This is a genomic window from Treponema sp. OMZ 798 (assembly GCF_024181385.1).
Classification (GTDB): Bacteria; Spirochaetota; Spirochaetia; order Treponematales; family Treponemataceae; genus Treponema_B.
Window position 1 is genome coordinate 2,467,463 of record NZ_CP051305.1, and the last position, 14,043, is coordinate 2,481,505.

10 protein-coding genes are annotated in these 14,043 nt (G+C 35.5%); 4 read left to right on the forward strand and 6 right to left on the reverse strand.

Annotated elements, in window-relative coordinates; genetic code table 11:
• Positions 1 to 102: 102 nt before the first annotated feature.
• On the forward strand, positions 103 to 1,674 hold the full coding sequence (locus tag E4O07_RS11435) for an ATP-binding cassette domain-containing protein (RefSeq protein WP_253685936.1): 1,572 nt from the start codon (positions 103 to 105) through the stop codon (positions 1,672 to 1,674).
• Positions 1,649 to 3,193, forward strand: a complete 1,545-nt coding sequence (locus E4O07_RS11440) for an ATP-binding cassette domain-containing protein (protein ID WP_253685938.1) — start codon at positions 1,649 to 1,651, stop codon at positions 3,191 to 3,193. The genes E4O07_RS11435 and E4O07_RS11440 overlap by 26 nt, the downstream gene beginning before the upstream one ends.
• Here the strand turns inward: E4O07_RS11440 and E4O07_RS11445 are convergent.
• From E4O07_RS11445 to murD, 3 genes are read right to left on the reverse strand one after another with little or no spacing between them, the layout of a single operon-like run.
• Positions 3,190 to 3,594, reverse strand: coding sequence for a hypothetical protein (locus tag E4O07_RS11445; RefSeq protein WP_253685940.1), 405 nt, complete (start codon positions 3,592 to 3,594; stop codon positions 3,190 to 3,192). The two genes, E4O07_RS11440 and E4O07_RS11445, sit on opposite strands and share 4 nt — an antisense overlap.
• 31 nt (positions 3,595 to 3,625) lie before the next feature.
• Positions 3,626 to 5,080 carry a C69 family dipeptidase gene (locus E4O07_RS11450; protein WP_253685942.1) on the reverse strand — a complete coding sequence of 485 codons (1,455 nt, stop codon included), beginning with the start codon at positions 5,078 to 5,080 and terminating at the stop codon, positions 3,626 to 3,628.
• A gap of 59 nt (positions 5,081 to 5,139) precedes the next feature.
• On the reverse strand, positions 5,140 to 6,573 hold the full coding sequence (gene murD, locus E4O07_RS11455) for a UDP-N-acetylmuramoyl-L-alanine--D-glutamate ligase (protein WP_253685944.1): 1,434 nt from the start codon (positions 6,571 to 6,573) through the stop codon (positions 5,140 to 5,142).
• A gap of 277 nt (positions 6,574 to 6,850) precedes the next feature.
• Here murD and E4O07_RS11460 point away from each other — a divergent pair, with 277 nt between their 5' ends.
• Together E4O07_RS11460 and murJ are read left to right on the forward strand one after the other, a co-directional pair.
• A complete protein-coding gene (locus E4O07_RS11460; RefSeq protein WP_253685946.1) occupies positions 6,851 to 7,579 on the forward strand; it encodes a hypothetical protein in 729 nt (242 codons plus the stop codon).
• Positions 7,580 to 8,318: 739 nt separating this feature from the next.
• Positions 8,319 to 9,923, forward strand: a complete 1,605-nt coding sequence (gene murJ, locus E4O07_RS11465) for a murein biosynthesis integral membrane protein MurJ (protein WP_253685948.1) — start codon at positions 8,319 to 8,321, stop codon at positions 9,921 to 9,923.
• 20 nt (positions 9,924 to 9,943) lie between these two features.
• On the opposite strand, the gene E4O07_RS11470 is transcribed toward murJ, so the two are convergent.
• The 3 genes from E4O07_RS11470 to E4O07_RS11480 all read right to left on the reverse strand — a co-directional run bounded on the left by E4O07_RS11470 (position 9,944) and on the right by E4O07_RS11480 (position 13,667).
• Positions 9,944 to 11,317, reverse strand: a complete 1,374-nt coding sequence (locus tag E4O07_RS11470; protein WP_253685950.1) for a sodium/glutamate symporter — start codon at positions 11,315 to 11,317, stop codon at positions 9,944 to 9,946.
• A gap of 74 nt (positions 11,318 to 11,391) precedes the next feature.
• Positions 11,392 to 11,565 carry a hypothetical protein gene (locus E4O07_RS11475; protein ID WP_253685952.1) on the reverse strand — a complete coding sequence of 58 codons (174 nt, stop codon included), beginning with the start codon at positions 11,563 to 11,565 and terminating at the stop codon, positions 11,392 to 11,394.
• Positions 11,565 to 13,667 (reverse strand): methyl-accepting chemotaxis protein, encoded by a 2,103-nt coding sequence (locus tag E4O07_RS11480; RefSeq protein ID WP_253685954.1) that lies wholly within the window; start codon positions 13,665 to 13,667, stop codon positions 11,565 to 11,567. Before E4O07_RS11480 ends, E4O07_RS11475 begins: the two co-directional genes overlap by 1 nt.
• Positions 13,668 to 14,043 lie beyond the last annotated feature (376 nt).

Here is a 14,043-nt window from a genome sequence, read left to right on the forward strand (position 1 = left end):
GGTTAATTTGCTTTACCTATTGCATAATATATATATATATATATATAATAAGTATGTTACTGATTTACAGAAGATATGGTGTATATAAAACAGGAGACAAAAATGTACTTCATATTAATTTTTATTCTTAAAACCATCCAAACGGCAGTGTCAACAGGTATTTTGTATTTTTTTGGGTTCGCTATTGATAAATTTACAAACGATCCTTCGCCTGAAAAAATTAAACTCATTATATTCTATGCTCTGCTTGAAATAATTTTTGTAGTCATTCATCACCTATGTCAACGAGGCGTATTTTTTATGCGCAAGAAATTTGCTCTTTTTTATAGTCAAAATCTTTCAGACGCTATTTTTGACATTCCTCCTGAAGATTTTTTAAACCATGGAACGGATTATTATTTTACCGCATTTAAAGATCAAATACCTAAAATACAAACCTCATATTTACTTGGACGCATTAATATCGCTTCAAGTTTTGTAGGAATTTTGTTGACGGTCTTTGTTTTGGTATCATTCCATTTTAGTTTACCGATTATTATGCTCTCGTCTTTTATAATCGGTAAACTAGTTACAAAAATCATTGAGCCTCACATCGATAAAATCTCTTCTAAAGAAATTACTCTACAAGAAGAATATAACGCCAAAACAAGCGAAAATCAAAAAGGTCTGCCGTTTTATATTCTAAACGGAAAAAGAAATTTGCTTTTTACCCGTCAAGTAAGTGCAAATAATAAATTTGAAAATCAAAGCTGCAAAATAGAAATTAAGAAAACGATTTTTGAATGGATAATGATTTTAACTTCAATGTTTTTAGCGACAGCCGGATTAGCATTTGCAATTTTTTTATTTACAAAAAACAAAATAACAATAGGTATGTTGAGCTCTACAATTTTATATATGAATATTTTTTCGCAAAAACTTGAAGGGTTGCTTAATCTTTTTATTGAAGTGCGTTACGGAAAAACAAGCAAAGGAAAAATAGACGGAATCATAAAAAGTAAAAAAAATAAAATTTTATCGGCGGAGGAGTTTCAGACGCTTAAATTCAAAGATATTTCGTTTTCATATAATACAAAAGACGGAGAAAATATTTCCGTTTTAAAAAATATAAACTTACAAATCAACAAGGGCGATAAAATACTATTAACGGGAAAAAGCGGCAGCGGAAAATCTACTTTGATCAAACTTGCCTTAAATTTATTAAAACCCGATACAGGTAAAATGTATTTTAACGGCAAGGAAACTTCAGACAACGAATATCCGCCGTTTTATTTTATCAATCAAAGTTTTCATCTTTTTAAAACGTCGATTGAAGATAATATTTTCTTTGGAGATAAAAAACAAAAAGAACCTTATGAATTTGCACGGCTTGAAAAATTTTATGATAACGATATAACTGCGTTAGATACTGACGGAATGCAAATATCTGGAGGAGAAAAAGAACGCACCGCCTTAGCTCGAGTTTTTGCAGGTTCATATAAAAATATAATTATGGATGAAACCTTTGCAGGTCTTGACTTTGAAAATTATAAATTTATTCAAAACAAATTTTTGGATGACAAGGAATTGACATATATTGAAATTTCTCATCGTGAAATTGATACCGAAAAATTTGATTATATATTTAATCTGGAGGAAGGAAAATTAAATGTTAAAACTATTAAAGAAAAATAAATTTCTATTTAGTATAACCTTTGTACTGGTTGCAATAACGGCATTTTTAGATACTTATTCATCAAAAATCTTACAAATTACTATTGATAAAACTATTGAAGGAAACGGAAAAATTGAATATGTTTTTATATTTGCCGCATTCGGTTTTCTTGCAGGACTAATAATATTTATAGAAAACTTAGCCGAAACTAAACTGCGAAAAGATTGCAGATTGATACTTAGAAACAATATTGCGCATTATATGGCTTGCGAAAACAGAATTGAGCATCATCAGGATAAAACAAAATACTATGAACTTTTTATAAACTCTTGTGATTATTTTTCATCTGAAGCAATTTGTAATCTAATGGATAGTCTTTATAATATAAATGCAATTATGTTTGGTCTTGTAACGATGTATTTTATTTTTCCGCCGTTTATTATTTTTTGTTTTGTTTCAATGTCTTGTTCATTTTTAATGTTTAAAAAAATCGATCCGAAACTTGATGAACTTTCAAATACATTTATAGAAAAACGATCAGGTTATTATAATTACATTCAAGATATTTTAACGGGGCATTTTACGATTTTTATTAACCGTGCAAAAAAATATTTTGTAAAACGCACAAAAAAAGAATTTGAAAATTATGAAAACTACCGCTATAAGTATAATGCAAATAGAGACTTGCTTTTGGATATTGTGAATTTCCCCGACCTTGTTATAAGCGTTTTGATGATTATCTTCTTATTCTATTTTATTTTAAAAGGAAAAACGACACTCGGCTCGCTTGCTGCCGTACTCGGTTTAAATGCACTTATTTCAAGCAGTTTTGAAAATTTATTCTATAATATTATTTCGATCCGTTCAGGCCTTTTAATTTTGGATAAAAAATATTTTGAAATTAAAAACCCTCTTTCAGAAACTAAGATACCTAAAAATCCCCTCACTTCCATAGAAATAAAAAATCTTAATTTTTCTTATGGGGATAATCATGTTTTTACCGATTTTAACATATCGCTTAAAAACGGGTTTTACTATTTGCAGGCCGAAAGCGGAAAGGGAAAGTCAACCCTCATAAAACTTATTACAAAAGAATTACCTGCCCCTGACAATTCTATTTTTATTAACGGTAAAGATATCAATTCTTATACTGAAGATGAGCTTATCAATGAAATTTCATATATTCCTCAAGAAAATTTTATTATTAATGGAACCATAGAAGAAAATCTTTTTGCTCCCATTGCAGAAAAACAAAAAGAACTTGATCTTGTCTGCGCCTTACCCCTTGCAAATACTTTGCATAAAAAAGGAGGATTAGATGAAAAAAGCATTTCGGGAGGTGAAACCCGAAGGCTTAACCTTGCCCGAAACCTTGATTTATCAAAGAGCCTTATCATATTGGATGAGCCTTTTAAAAACGTAGAACGCGAAATTTACAAAAAAATAGAGCACAACCTTTTGCAAATAACCGATAAAATTATTATTGCCGTTACCCATGAAAAGATTGAAGATAAAAACGCCGCTGTGATAAGTATTTAATTCTCATCATAGAAGGTAACTATTTTATCCATCAGTTTTTTATCAAGTTCAAAAAATCGCTTTTTGTCCAAGTTTTTTTTAAAATAATCGGCAACATCCATATAGGAGTTATGTCCGCCGCCGCCCAAACCGTGAGCTATTATTATAAGCCCCTTATAATTGCTATCTTCTTTATAATATTTATACGCAGTAAGTTTTTGTCCTTTATTTGAAGTAAAAAAATATTGCTTTAGTTTCAAACCTTCAAATTCTTCTATCTGCCGTTTCATATGAGAAGCAGTTGTATACCTTTCAGAAAAAATATCTTTATACATAAAGTAAGCAATGCCCATCGGCACAATAAAAAAGATAAGCAGCACAAGAGCTGTTATCAATAAAATCAATTTTTTCTTTCCTCCCATACAAAATACTCCTTAAACTATTATTGAGTAGTTATTTAAAAGAAGGCTTAAAAGGCTCTTCTCTTTTGTTTCCTTCATCGGCAGCCATATAGGTAAGAAGTTCCTTGTAAATTTTTTTTGCTTTTTCAAAGATTTCGGAGGCGGTTTCATTGCCGATACGGGTTGCGTATTCGGAAGCAGCTTTCGCTCCGTTTTTTTGATATGTCCTTGTAAGTTCCTTATCTTTTTTGTACTGCTCTTTGATAAGTTTATCTTCATATGAGCTCCAGAGCTTTCTTATATTCTTGCCGAATTTTTCTCGATCGAGTGCAGAAAAAACGTTGATAGCCCTCATTGTCCAATAAAAAGAATCGGGATTAAATTCTCCGTCATCTACCTTGTAAGAAGAAATTGTATCATTTATATTTCCATGGAACGGAAGGTACACCGAATGTTCGGCGTTAGCCATTGCAAGCCAAATTATACCGCCCACAGCCTTGGGAAGATTCGGCTTTAGTTGAAGAATGTGACATTCCATTGAAGTAGGATCTCCGATCGGGCGTATGTCATCCTCGACATTGGCATCCAGCTCAGTTCCCTCATAGCGGTATCTTTGTAATTCCATAACATCCTTTATACCGATTTTTTTATCCGGTTTTCTCCAAAGCGAAAAAACATCTTGGCCATGTTCTACTTTTTTTGAAGGCGAAAGTTTATTTTGGCCGCCCCATATTCTATCTCTTTCATAATCGCCTATCTCATCGGCATAGGTAAGGGCAACATGGAATTTTCCCTCATATTCTTCATAAAATCCTTTTTGCTGCGGAAGAGAAATTAAATTCCTAGAAGCAATTACATCCGGGCTGTTTACATCAACATAGCCCAATAAAAAATGGTTGGGTATAACTGCATAAGAATCATCGGGAACCTTGACTGCCGCATACTGATGGCCGGATAAAATTTCCATATACCATATTTCTTTGTCATCTGCAAAGAATAAAATATTTCCTTCAGCTGATCCGTATTTATCTATTATGGAGGCTGTCCGTTCAACAGCTTCACGCGCAGTTTTTGCATAAGGGAGAACAACGGTAGTAATAGAGGCCTCAGATATTCCGCCTGAAACAAGGGGGTCGTACTTTTGGGCTGAAGCTCCGGGATTGGCCGAAACTGTAGCACTCATTGCAAGCCCGTATTCGTTAAAGCCTGCGGCATCATAGATTCCTCCGCCTTGGTCGGCATCGCAGATTGCTGTGTACTTATAACTTATTTTCGGAAGCGCTATTTTAAAACCTGACGGATCTTCAAAAATAAGAGCTTCTTTATTTTCTTTACGGGGATAAACCTTAAAAAGCTTATTTTTTGCTCCTTCCAAATCTTCCGTTCTTGCTATAATGCGGCTTCCGTCTGCAGTAGCATTTTTTCCTGCAACAAAACCTGTACATGCAAAAAGAGGTGAAGTCTTTACCAACATTAATAAAACAATAAAAATAAGAGCTTTTTTCATAAATTCCTCCACAGCTTATTATAGTATGTTTTTTTATCGGTATCAAGCTTTAATTGAAGTTATCGGCAAAATATTTCTTTTACCTTTTCTTTAAATTTATTGCCGCGGTCGAATTCGTTTTTGAACATACCGAAGGAGGCAGCTCCCGGCGACAGGATTACAATGTCGCCCGCTTCCAAATTTTCTTTTAATGAAAGCAAAAGAGAATCCAAACCGTCAAAGGGGCCTTTATATTCAACCGATTTTTCTTTAAGTAAAGGAATTAAAAGATCCGTTCCTGTGCCTGCAAGAAGATAGATGCTTTTAGTCAGCTTTGCTTTTTCGGCAAGCGGAATAAAATTTAAATTTTTATTTGTTCCGCCGCAAATTAAGATCGGCGGTTTATCAAAAGCTTCTATGGCAGCGGCAGAAGCTTCAGGAATTGTTGCCGCCGTATCGTTATAAAATTTTATTCCGTTTTTTTCATAAAAGAATTCCAAGCGATGCTCAATTCCCGAATACTCGTCCATAAATTTACGGATAATCTCGGATTGATCTTTTATTCCTTTTTCTTTTAAATTTTCTGCCTGATGAAATTTTTGGTAAAGCAAAAGAGCGAGACCAGCATTCAAAACATTTTGTTTAAGTTTAAGCCCGGGAACTTTTGCATCTTTTGAAAGTAATAGCCTTTCTTCATCATTTAAATTGCAGACGCCTTCTTGCCGGTTATTAAAAAAAACGCCTCGGCATTCTTCAGGCAAATTTTTCTCGCTGTACCAAAAAACATTTGCTCTTGTTTCTTCTGCAAAAATTTTACCCCACCCGTCATCAAAGTTACAGATTAGATAATCCGCTTCATCCATATTTTCATAGATGATTTTTTTGTCGGCAACATATTTTTCCATTGTGCCGTACCAATTTAAGTGATCGGGCATTATGGGCGTAATAATCGCAGCCTTTGGTTTAAGAAGACCCTTGGTTTTTAAATCGGCAAGCTGCCAGCTGGAAAGCTCCAGCACCACGGGAGTATTCTGCGCAGTTTCTTCAAAAAAACTTAAAGGGCTGACCGTAATGTTCCCGCCCAAAAAAGCATTGTACCCTAATTTTTTAAGCCCGTAATAAAGGGCGCTTACCGTGGAGGACTTTCCCTTGCTCCCCGTTACTGCCAAAATCGGAGCCTTTGAAATAGCGAGAAAAACGGAAATATCCGATTCTATTTGTTTTGCAGCTTCCAAAAAAACATTCCCTTCAAGTTTTACACCGGGGTTTTTAATAACAAGATCGGCCTCTTTAAAATCTTCTATTCTGTGTTCTCCGAGCACAAATCTTATATTTGCAAAGGAGGATAATTTTTCGATTGAAGGTCTTAGCTCTTCAGAAGTTTTTAAATCGGTTACGGTAACCTCGGCTCCGTACCGGGCAAAAAATCGGGCAGCCGCAACCCCGCCGCCGTTGAGCCCTAAGCCCATAACGGTTACTTTTTTATTCTTTATATTTTCTAAGCTTATTTGCATGACGGATATTATAACAAAAAATTTTAGGAAGTTCCAGATGATGAAGAATTGCAGTAACAAACAATATGGTATGGAAAATATTAGATAGATCCGATCTTGCTATTTTTTAAAAACCCGTACAAACAAAATCTTTTTATCATGCAGCTCAGCTTACTCTATCGGGTATTATAGCATAGAAAGAGGGGATTGTCGATTGATGGGAATTTGGTAATTATCAGTCATAGGGTAGTATAAATTTTAATAATTTTGTGCTATATTTTATTGGGTGGTTTTGAATATGGCAAAAAAGCATACGCAAGTTGATGATATAATCGAAACAATGCAAAAAAATGGAGGATATGCAACGCTTGCTTATCTCAATCAAAATGTTGATACACGCACTTGGAAAACAAAAACACCGTTTGAAAGTATCCGTTGCTATTTACAAAGACGCGATGAGTTTTTTAAAATTCAACCTGGACTTTGGGCACTAGCTAATTATCGTGAGTCAGTTTTGAAAAAATTTCAAATCAAGGAAAATGAAAAAGACCGGATTGAAACTTTTACGCACTCATATTATCAAGGTTTGATTGTAGATATTGGAAACATGAAAAATCTGAAAACATATGTTCCTGCACAAGATAAAAATAAATTATTTCTTGATAAGAAACTTGGCCAAGTATCAACAATGACTGATATTCCTGAATTTACATATCCAAAAATTACAAACAGAGCTAAAACAATTGATACAATATGGTTCAATGAGCGTGAAATGCCGACTGCATTCTATGAAGTTGAACATTCTACAAACATAATTAATTCTTTGAATAAATTTTTTGAACTGCAAGATTTCAGAGCAAGATTTTGCATTGTTGCGGACAAGAAACGCAAGAATGAATTTGATGACAAAATTAGCCGGTCAATTTACAGACCAATAAAACCTCTTGTAAATTTCGTCGACTACGAAACACTTGCAAGTCAACATTCAAAAATGGCGGAACTATTTAAAGATCCAATGATACTATAAGAAAATCGTTTAATAGAACATGAAATAGGCTACTACAACCTTAGTTTTTTATGCCCTCAAACACTAGACTATATGAAACAATCGTTTCCGTAAAATTCACGAAAATCATATTGACAGTCTACAAAAATCATTTATTATGAATAAAGCCTATAAGCATTTTTTATGTCTATGGCTGCTTTAGCCCTTGTGTCGGCCATGACAGCGTTGTAGCACCTTTTCGGCTAAGTTTTTGGGCAAAAACCGTTGAGATGAATTTAAAAAGAGTTTTTCTTATCATATCGATATTGGTGCTGATGCTTTTGTTAAAAGGAGGAAAACTTACAGGAAAAAAATAGGCTCTCAATGGCGTTTTACCGAAAAAGATCTTGAACCGCTCTTTTCGGATAAAAGTTTTCTCGATAAAAAAAATACTGATGAAAAACGGAGATTAGAAGAATTTTTAAAAAAAGATTACATTGAAAAGCCTGAAATTTTTTCAATCTTATGCTACCCGTATAGCAAAGATTTTAAACTACAAGAATTAATGAAAAAAATAAATGAAAATATTGAGAAAGCAAGTAAATGTCGATTTTATTTTGTGTCAACAGAAAACACTTTTAAATTTTTTTTGGAAGGAGATATTGAATCGGTAATTAACTTACAAAAAATAATAAATGAACACTTTAAAAATGAATAACAAAACCTATCTTTCCACCGCCCTTGCATTACACACCCTAAGCCTGTATAATCTTTGATTGTTATGGATAAGGTTGAAAATAAAAACAAATCTCTCGTAAAAAGCGGATCAAAACTTTCTCTTTTGGTTTTTGGGTCAAGAATTTTAGGGCTTGTCCGCCAGATGACGATGTCTCATTTTTTGGGAACGGGGCCCTTGGCGGATGCCTTTGCTACAGCCTTTATGCTGCCCAACCTATTTAGGAGGCTCTTTGCCGAAAACAGCATAACCGTTGCTTTTATTCCGACCTTTAATGCCTACCTGAAAAAGCACAAGGATGCGGAAGAATCCGAAAGCACAAAGACAGAAATAAACGAGTTTTTAAGTTCTATTTTTACCCTTGTAAGCTTTGCAACTGCCGTTGTTGTAATACTGGGCATTGTGCTCTCTCCCCTGATAGTAAAAATCTTTTTTGAAAACATCGCAGATTATGATTCTACCGTTTTTTTAACGCGGATAATGTTTCCGTATTTATTTTTAATTTCCGTTGCAGCTTTTTTTCAAGGCATCTTAAACGGAGTAAAGATTTTTGCCCCCTCAGGTTTTACGCCTATTTTGTTCAACATAATCGTCATAAGTTCAACATATCTTTTTGCAAAACCCTTCGGAGATCCTGCTGTTGCAATGTCCTACGGTGTTGTTGCAGGAGGTCTTGTTCAGGCTGTTTTTCAGCTTCCCTTTGTTCTAAAGACAGGCTTTAGTTTTAAATTCACAAGCCTTGCAAAAACCCTTTCAAATCCGGGAACAAAAAAAGTGCTTGCCCTTATCGGCCCTACCATAATCGGCATGGCCGCCTATCAGATAAACGACTTGGTTTCCACCTCGCTTGCAACCTCGGCAGGGCTTGGAATAGCTTCGAGCTTACAATACTCTTTGCGCTTGCAAGAGCTTTTACTCGGAATCTTCGCAGTTTCGATAGGCACGGTAATTCTCCCTGAAATGTCGGCTCTGGCCTTACGCAAAGATTGGGAAGCCTTTCAAACAGTATTATTGCAGGCAATAAAGGTGATAGCCCTAATCACAATACCGGCAACCTTTTTCTCCCTTTTATCGGGAGAAAATTTAATTATCCTCATTTATAAGAGCAATAAATTCGATGATACTTCGGTAAAATTAACATTGGGAATTTTTAACTTTCACATAATCGGACTTTTTGCAATCGCTGCAAACAGAATCATCGCACCGGCTTTTTATGCCCAAAGCGATTCAAAGTCGCCGACAATCGCAGGAATAATCTGCTTTGCCGTAAATATCCTGCTTGCCCTCATCTTGGTAGGTCCCATGGGCGGAAACGGAGTAGCCCTCGCCCTGACAATAGCTTCATTTATAAACACGGTCATCCTTTTATTCTTCTTAAAAAATAACAATGCCCTGGATGTAAAAAGACTCATCTTTCCGGCTCTTTTATTTATAATGAAAATATTTGCCTTTTCGATTATTGCTTCAATTCCGCTTTATTTTTTGAAAGATAAGATTTATTCTCCGTTTACTTCATTCGGAAAGCTTATCGGACAGGGAGTTCCGCTTTTTATTTCTTTTATTATTTTTGCGGGGCTTGGGGCCGGTCTTTTGCTTATAACAAAAGACCGAACCGCCGGCATAATTTTAAACCGCTTTAAAAAATCTTAAAGATTGCTAAAAAGCGTAAACTAGCCGGCCAAGCCTATGGTAATACCAATTATCATTATATTGAAAAAATCAATAAATAAGGAGCCGACTATAGGAACGACAAAGAAGGCTATCTTTGAATAGCCGTATTTTTCGCATATAGAGCCCATATTAGCCATGGCGTTAGGGGTTGCGGCAAAACCGAAACCGATGTGTCCCGCCGTAATAACTGCGGCATCGTAATCTCCGCCCATAACCTTAAAGGTAACAAAGCGTGTGTAAAAATACAAAAGAACGATTTGAGCGCTTAAAATAATCATCAGAGGAACAGCCAAACTTACAAGCTGCCAAAGTTTTAACGAAACAAGGGCGAGAGCCAAAAACATATTCAAAGAAATATTTCCGAGTGCATCAATTTCATCCATATTAATCTTGAATTTTTTTGAAGTATCTGCAATGTTTCTGATAACGGCAGCACAAATCATCGCCCCGATATAAATAGGGAATTTAAATTTGGGCGACAAAGAATTAAGATAATTGGTAACAAAAAGACCAAAACCTGAGGCCAGAACTAAAAGCATAAATGACATTAACAGCTTTTCACTGCTAAGATGCTTTTCGGAGCTGGTTGTCGAGTTATCGACTTCACCTTTTGCGGAAGCTTTGTGGATAACTTCTTCTTGAACGGTTACGACTTCTTGAGCTTCTTCTCTGCCTTTTGTAGGGTTAAAGAAAAGCCTTTTTATAAAGCTCGGATGAACGGCTTCTATTTTTTTAACGACTTTTGTTGTTTTTATAATATTACCCGATTCATCGATCCTTACGCTTTCATTGGCATTTGAAGGCTGTAAGCCGTATTTTTTTATCAGGCGGTCTCCGACCGGGCCGCCTAAGATGGAGCTTATCAAAGAGCCGAAGGTGGGAACGGCTACTGCGAGGGATAAGGCTCCCAAGGTGCTTTCGGGATCAACAATCGGTGCAAAGGAGGCCGCTGTACCGAAACCGCCCGTAAAGGATGTTGAACCCAGCATGACGGCGAGCATCGGAGAAAAGTTTATCAGCCTTGCAACTCCTTGAGCTACAACATTTTGCAAAATTGCAAAAACTACAGCCACAGCCAAAAAGACAAAAACTTTTTTCCCGCCGTCTCTTAAAATCGAAAACCCTGCATTGTAGCCCACAGAGGTAAAAAACATTACCATCCAATAGGTTTGCAGGGTTGTGTCAAATTCGAAGTCGAGTACCTTTGCTGCGTGAAGTGCTAACGAAATCAGCGCAAACAAAAAGCCGCCCACTATCGGGGCAGGTATACAATACTTTTGAAAAAACTCGAACTTCGCCTTAATGAATCGTCCGACCAGCAACCAAGCGATTGCAAAGCCGAGCGACTGGTACATATTCATACGAATTACCATAACTCCTCTCCTTTTGCGTGCGTCTAACGCAATTCGGGATGCAAGTGTGAGTATAGGCCTTTTATGTGAATATGTCAATCTGTTGATATAAGTTCCTTTTCATTTTTGTCTTCTTTTTTGGGCAGCGGAACGGAAGATCGAGTTTCTTCTATAGAAACTTGAATTGCCTTGACAGTTAGGTCAATATGGTGAGTTAGTATCTTTGTTTTATACCTTCCTGTCAGGCTTTTTATAAATGTCTTTTTCATCACACCTTAAACTTTCCTACTTCTGCCGAAAGGTTTTCAATACTGAGTTTATTCTTTTGGCTTATATTGTTTACATCTTGTACAGCGTTGGTGATTTGTACGGCACCAGAAGCCATTTCGTTCATACTGTCAGTTATAATTCGTGTAAGTTCATCCAGCTTTCTCATTTCACCGGCTACAGTTTCTCCTCCCTTGAGCATCTCGGCAGAACCGTCATTTACTTGAGTAGTAACCATATTGATGTCGCGAATAGCGGTAAGAACTTCTTTACTGCCGTTTTCTTGCTCCCGCATAGCATTTATCAAATTTTGACTCATTATCTTGACTTGATCAGACAAATTAAAAATAATGTTAAATTTTTCTTCCGCCGTTTTTGCAGAAGCAGAAAGCGTTTCAATTTCTCCAGAGAGAATTTTAAGAGTTGAAGTGATGGTTTTTCCTTGAGTACTTGATTCTTCTGCAAGTTTTCTAATTTCATCAGCAACAACCGCAAAGCCTTTTCCTGCCTCTCCTGCGTGGGCAGCTTCAATGGCGGCGTTCATAGCAAGTAAGTTTGTTTGGCTTGCGATATGCTGAATTACATTAGAAGCTTCCAAAAGACTTCCTGATTCTTCAGCAACTTTTTGAGTTACCTCATTAGAAGTAACAATTGTATTTTTTCCGTCAGCTGTAGCACTTGCAAGGGTTTTAATCACATCATTTGTTTTATCGAGTGTTTGAGTTATGGAAGCAATGTTTCCAACCATTTGTTCAACGGCAGAAGAAGATTCTGCAACACTTGCAGCTTGATTTTCGATACTGGAATTAAGCTGCTTTATTGTGCGGATGATTTCTTCAACAGTAGCCGCAGTTTCCGTAACACTTGCGGCTTGGGTTATGGCTTGTTGTTTTACACCATCAATGTTGGCTGTTATTTGCTGTATGGCACCGGCAGTTTCAGTCATATTACTAGCAAGTTCACTACCGATATTGGTCATTTCAATACTGTTATCGCCTACAGTTTTTATGGAAGAGCCGATTTTAGAAATAGTTTGATTAAAGTATTCGGATAAATCCGTAATTTCATCATTTCCAACGAGCGGAAGACGAACTGTCAAATCGCCTTCTCCTTGAGCTATGTCTTTGAGGGCATTCACTACGACATTTATAGGTTTTACCATTCTACGGGCAACAAAAAAAGTTATGGATAAAGCAATTACCAAAATTATTATACCCATAACCATCATTCGGCTTCTTAAGTCATCTACCGTGTCCATAAATTCTTCTACAGGAGCATTTATTATAATAGTCCAGTCGGTAGTTTTCATCTTAGCATAAGAAGCAATCTTTTTAATTCCATCGTATTCATAAAATCCGATTGACGGCTCATCAATATCTACCGCCATTTTTTCAAACGCTGCAAGAGAGCTAAATCTTTTATCGGTTTTTGCTATCTTTTGATAATTTTCTTGTTTTTGAACAATTTCGGAATTTTTATGTGCAATAATAGTTCCCTCTAAGCCCAATACATAACAGTACCCGGTATCTCCTACAACAATATCGTCAATATCATCAGAAAGTTTTTGTGCAGGAATAGCGGCTGCTAAAACACCTATAATATTACGGGTATGACCATATAACGGAACGGAAATAGTCATAATTAATTTATTATCAACAACAGAAATAAACGGTTCCGTTAAAAAATTTTTTCCATCAATACTCATTTTAAACCAATCGGCACTATGTATATTTATAACTCTGTTGTCTTCCGTATACATATTTCCGTTTATATCTGCGATAGCCGCATCATATAAAAAATCTATAAATTTTATTTCTTTGTTAAGTTGTTTTGACTTTTCAACATATAAAACAGCTTCATCAGAAAATATGGGCATTCGTGCAAGACCTTCTAAAAATTGGAACACAGCCGTTATCCTGCCGTCAATAATAGATGCAGTGTCAGAAGCCTTATCTTTTAAGTGTGCTTCAACTTTTTCTGTCACGGCTTTGCGAGCAACGCGTACTCCTAAAACAGCAAGTGCCAATCCCGATATAAAAATTAAAGCACCAAAAATAATCATTAATTTTTTACGCATTGAAAAGCGTTTTTTTTCTTTTTTCATTTGATTCTCCTTATTTGATTTACGTTGTAAAATTCACGATATAAATATTTCATAGTTATTGTTCTGTGGGCGGACCTGTATCTGAGGAGAAAATGCAATATTTGACTAGGCAGTTTATAAAATTCCTTCTCTCCGTCAATTAAATTGTAAAAAGCTAAGTATAAATTATCTATTGCTGTCTGTAAATTTTTCGGGGGGGGGGGGGGGGTAGTGTACAATATTTTTTACTATTTTGTCTAGTAGTTTTTGAGAAAAAATTTATTTTTTTTAATAAATTACTATTACTTAATGTCATTTTCAATATTATAGAACAAAATTTTTTTGCTGTCAACAATTTTTATAATTTTCTTTTCGTAGAACCTCAAAACTTTGAACG

Excerpts from the sequence above, each read along its gene's own strand:
- E4O07_RS11475 (WP_253685952.1), bottom strand. The coding sequence starts at position 11,565 with ATGAAAAAGACATTTATAAAAAGCCTGACAGGAAGGTATAAAACAAAG.
- murD (WP_253685944.1), bottom strand. The coding sequence starts at position 6,573 with ATGCAAATAAGCTTAGAAAATATAAAGAATAAAAAAGTAACCGTTATG.
- E4O07_RS11480 (WP_253685954.1), bottom strand. The coding sequence starts at position 13,667 with ATGAAAAAAGAAAAAAAACGCTTTTCAATGCGTAAAAAATTAATGATT.
- E4O07_RS11460 (WP_253685946.1), top strand. The coding sequence starts at position 6,851 with ATGGCAAAAAAGCATACGCAAGTTGATGATATAATCGAAACAATGCAA.
- E4O07_RS11445 (WP_253685940.1), bottom strand. The coding sequence starts at position 3,594 with ATGGGAGGAAAGAAAAAATTGATTTTATTGATAACAGCTCTTGTGCTG.
- E4O07_RS11470 (WP_253685950.1), bottom strand. The coding sequence starts at position 11,317 with ATGGTAATTCGTATGAATATGTACCAGTCGCTCGGCTTTGCAATCGCT.
- E4O07_RS11435 (WP_253685936.1), top strand. The coding sequence starts at position 103 with ATGTACTTCATATTAATTTTTATTCTTAAAACCATCCAAACGGCAGTG.
- E4O07_RS11450 (WP_253685942.1), bottom strand. The coding sequence starts at position 5,080 with ATGAAAAAAGCTCTTATTTTTATTGTTTTATTAATGTTGGTAAAGACT.
- E4O07_RS11440 (WP_253685938.1), top strand. The coding sequence starts at position 1,649 with ATGTTAAAACTATTAAAGAAAAATAAATTTCTATTTAGTATAACCTTT.
- murJ (WP_253685948.1), top strand. The coding sequence starts at position 8,319 with ATGGATAAGGTTGAAAATAAAAACAAATCTCTCGTAAAAAGCGGATCA.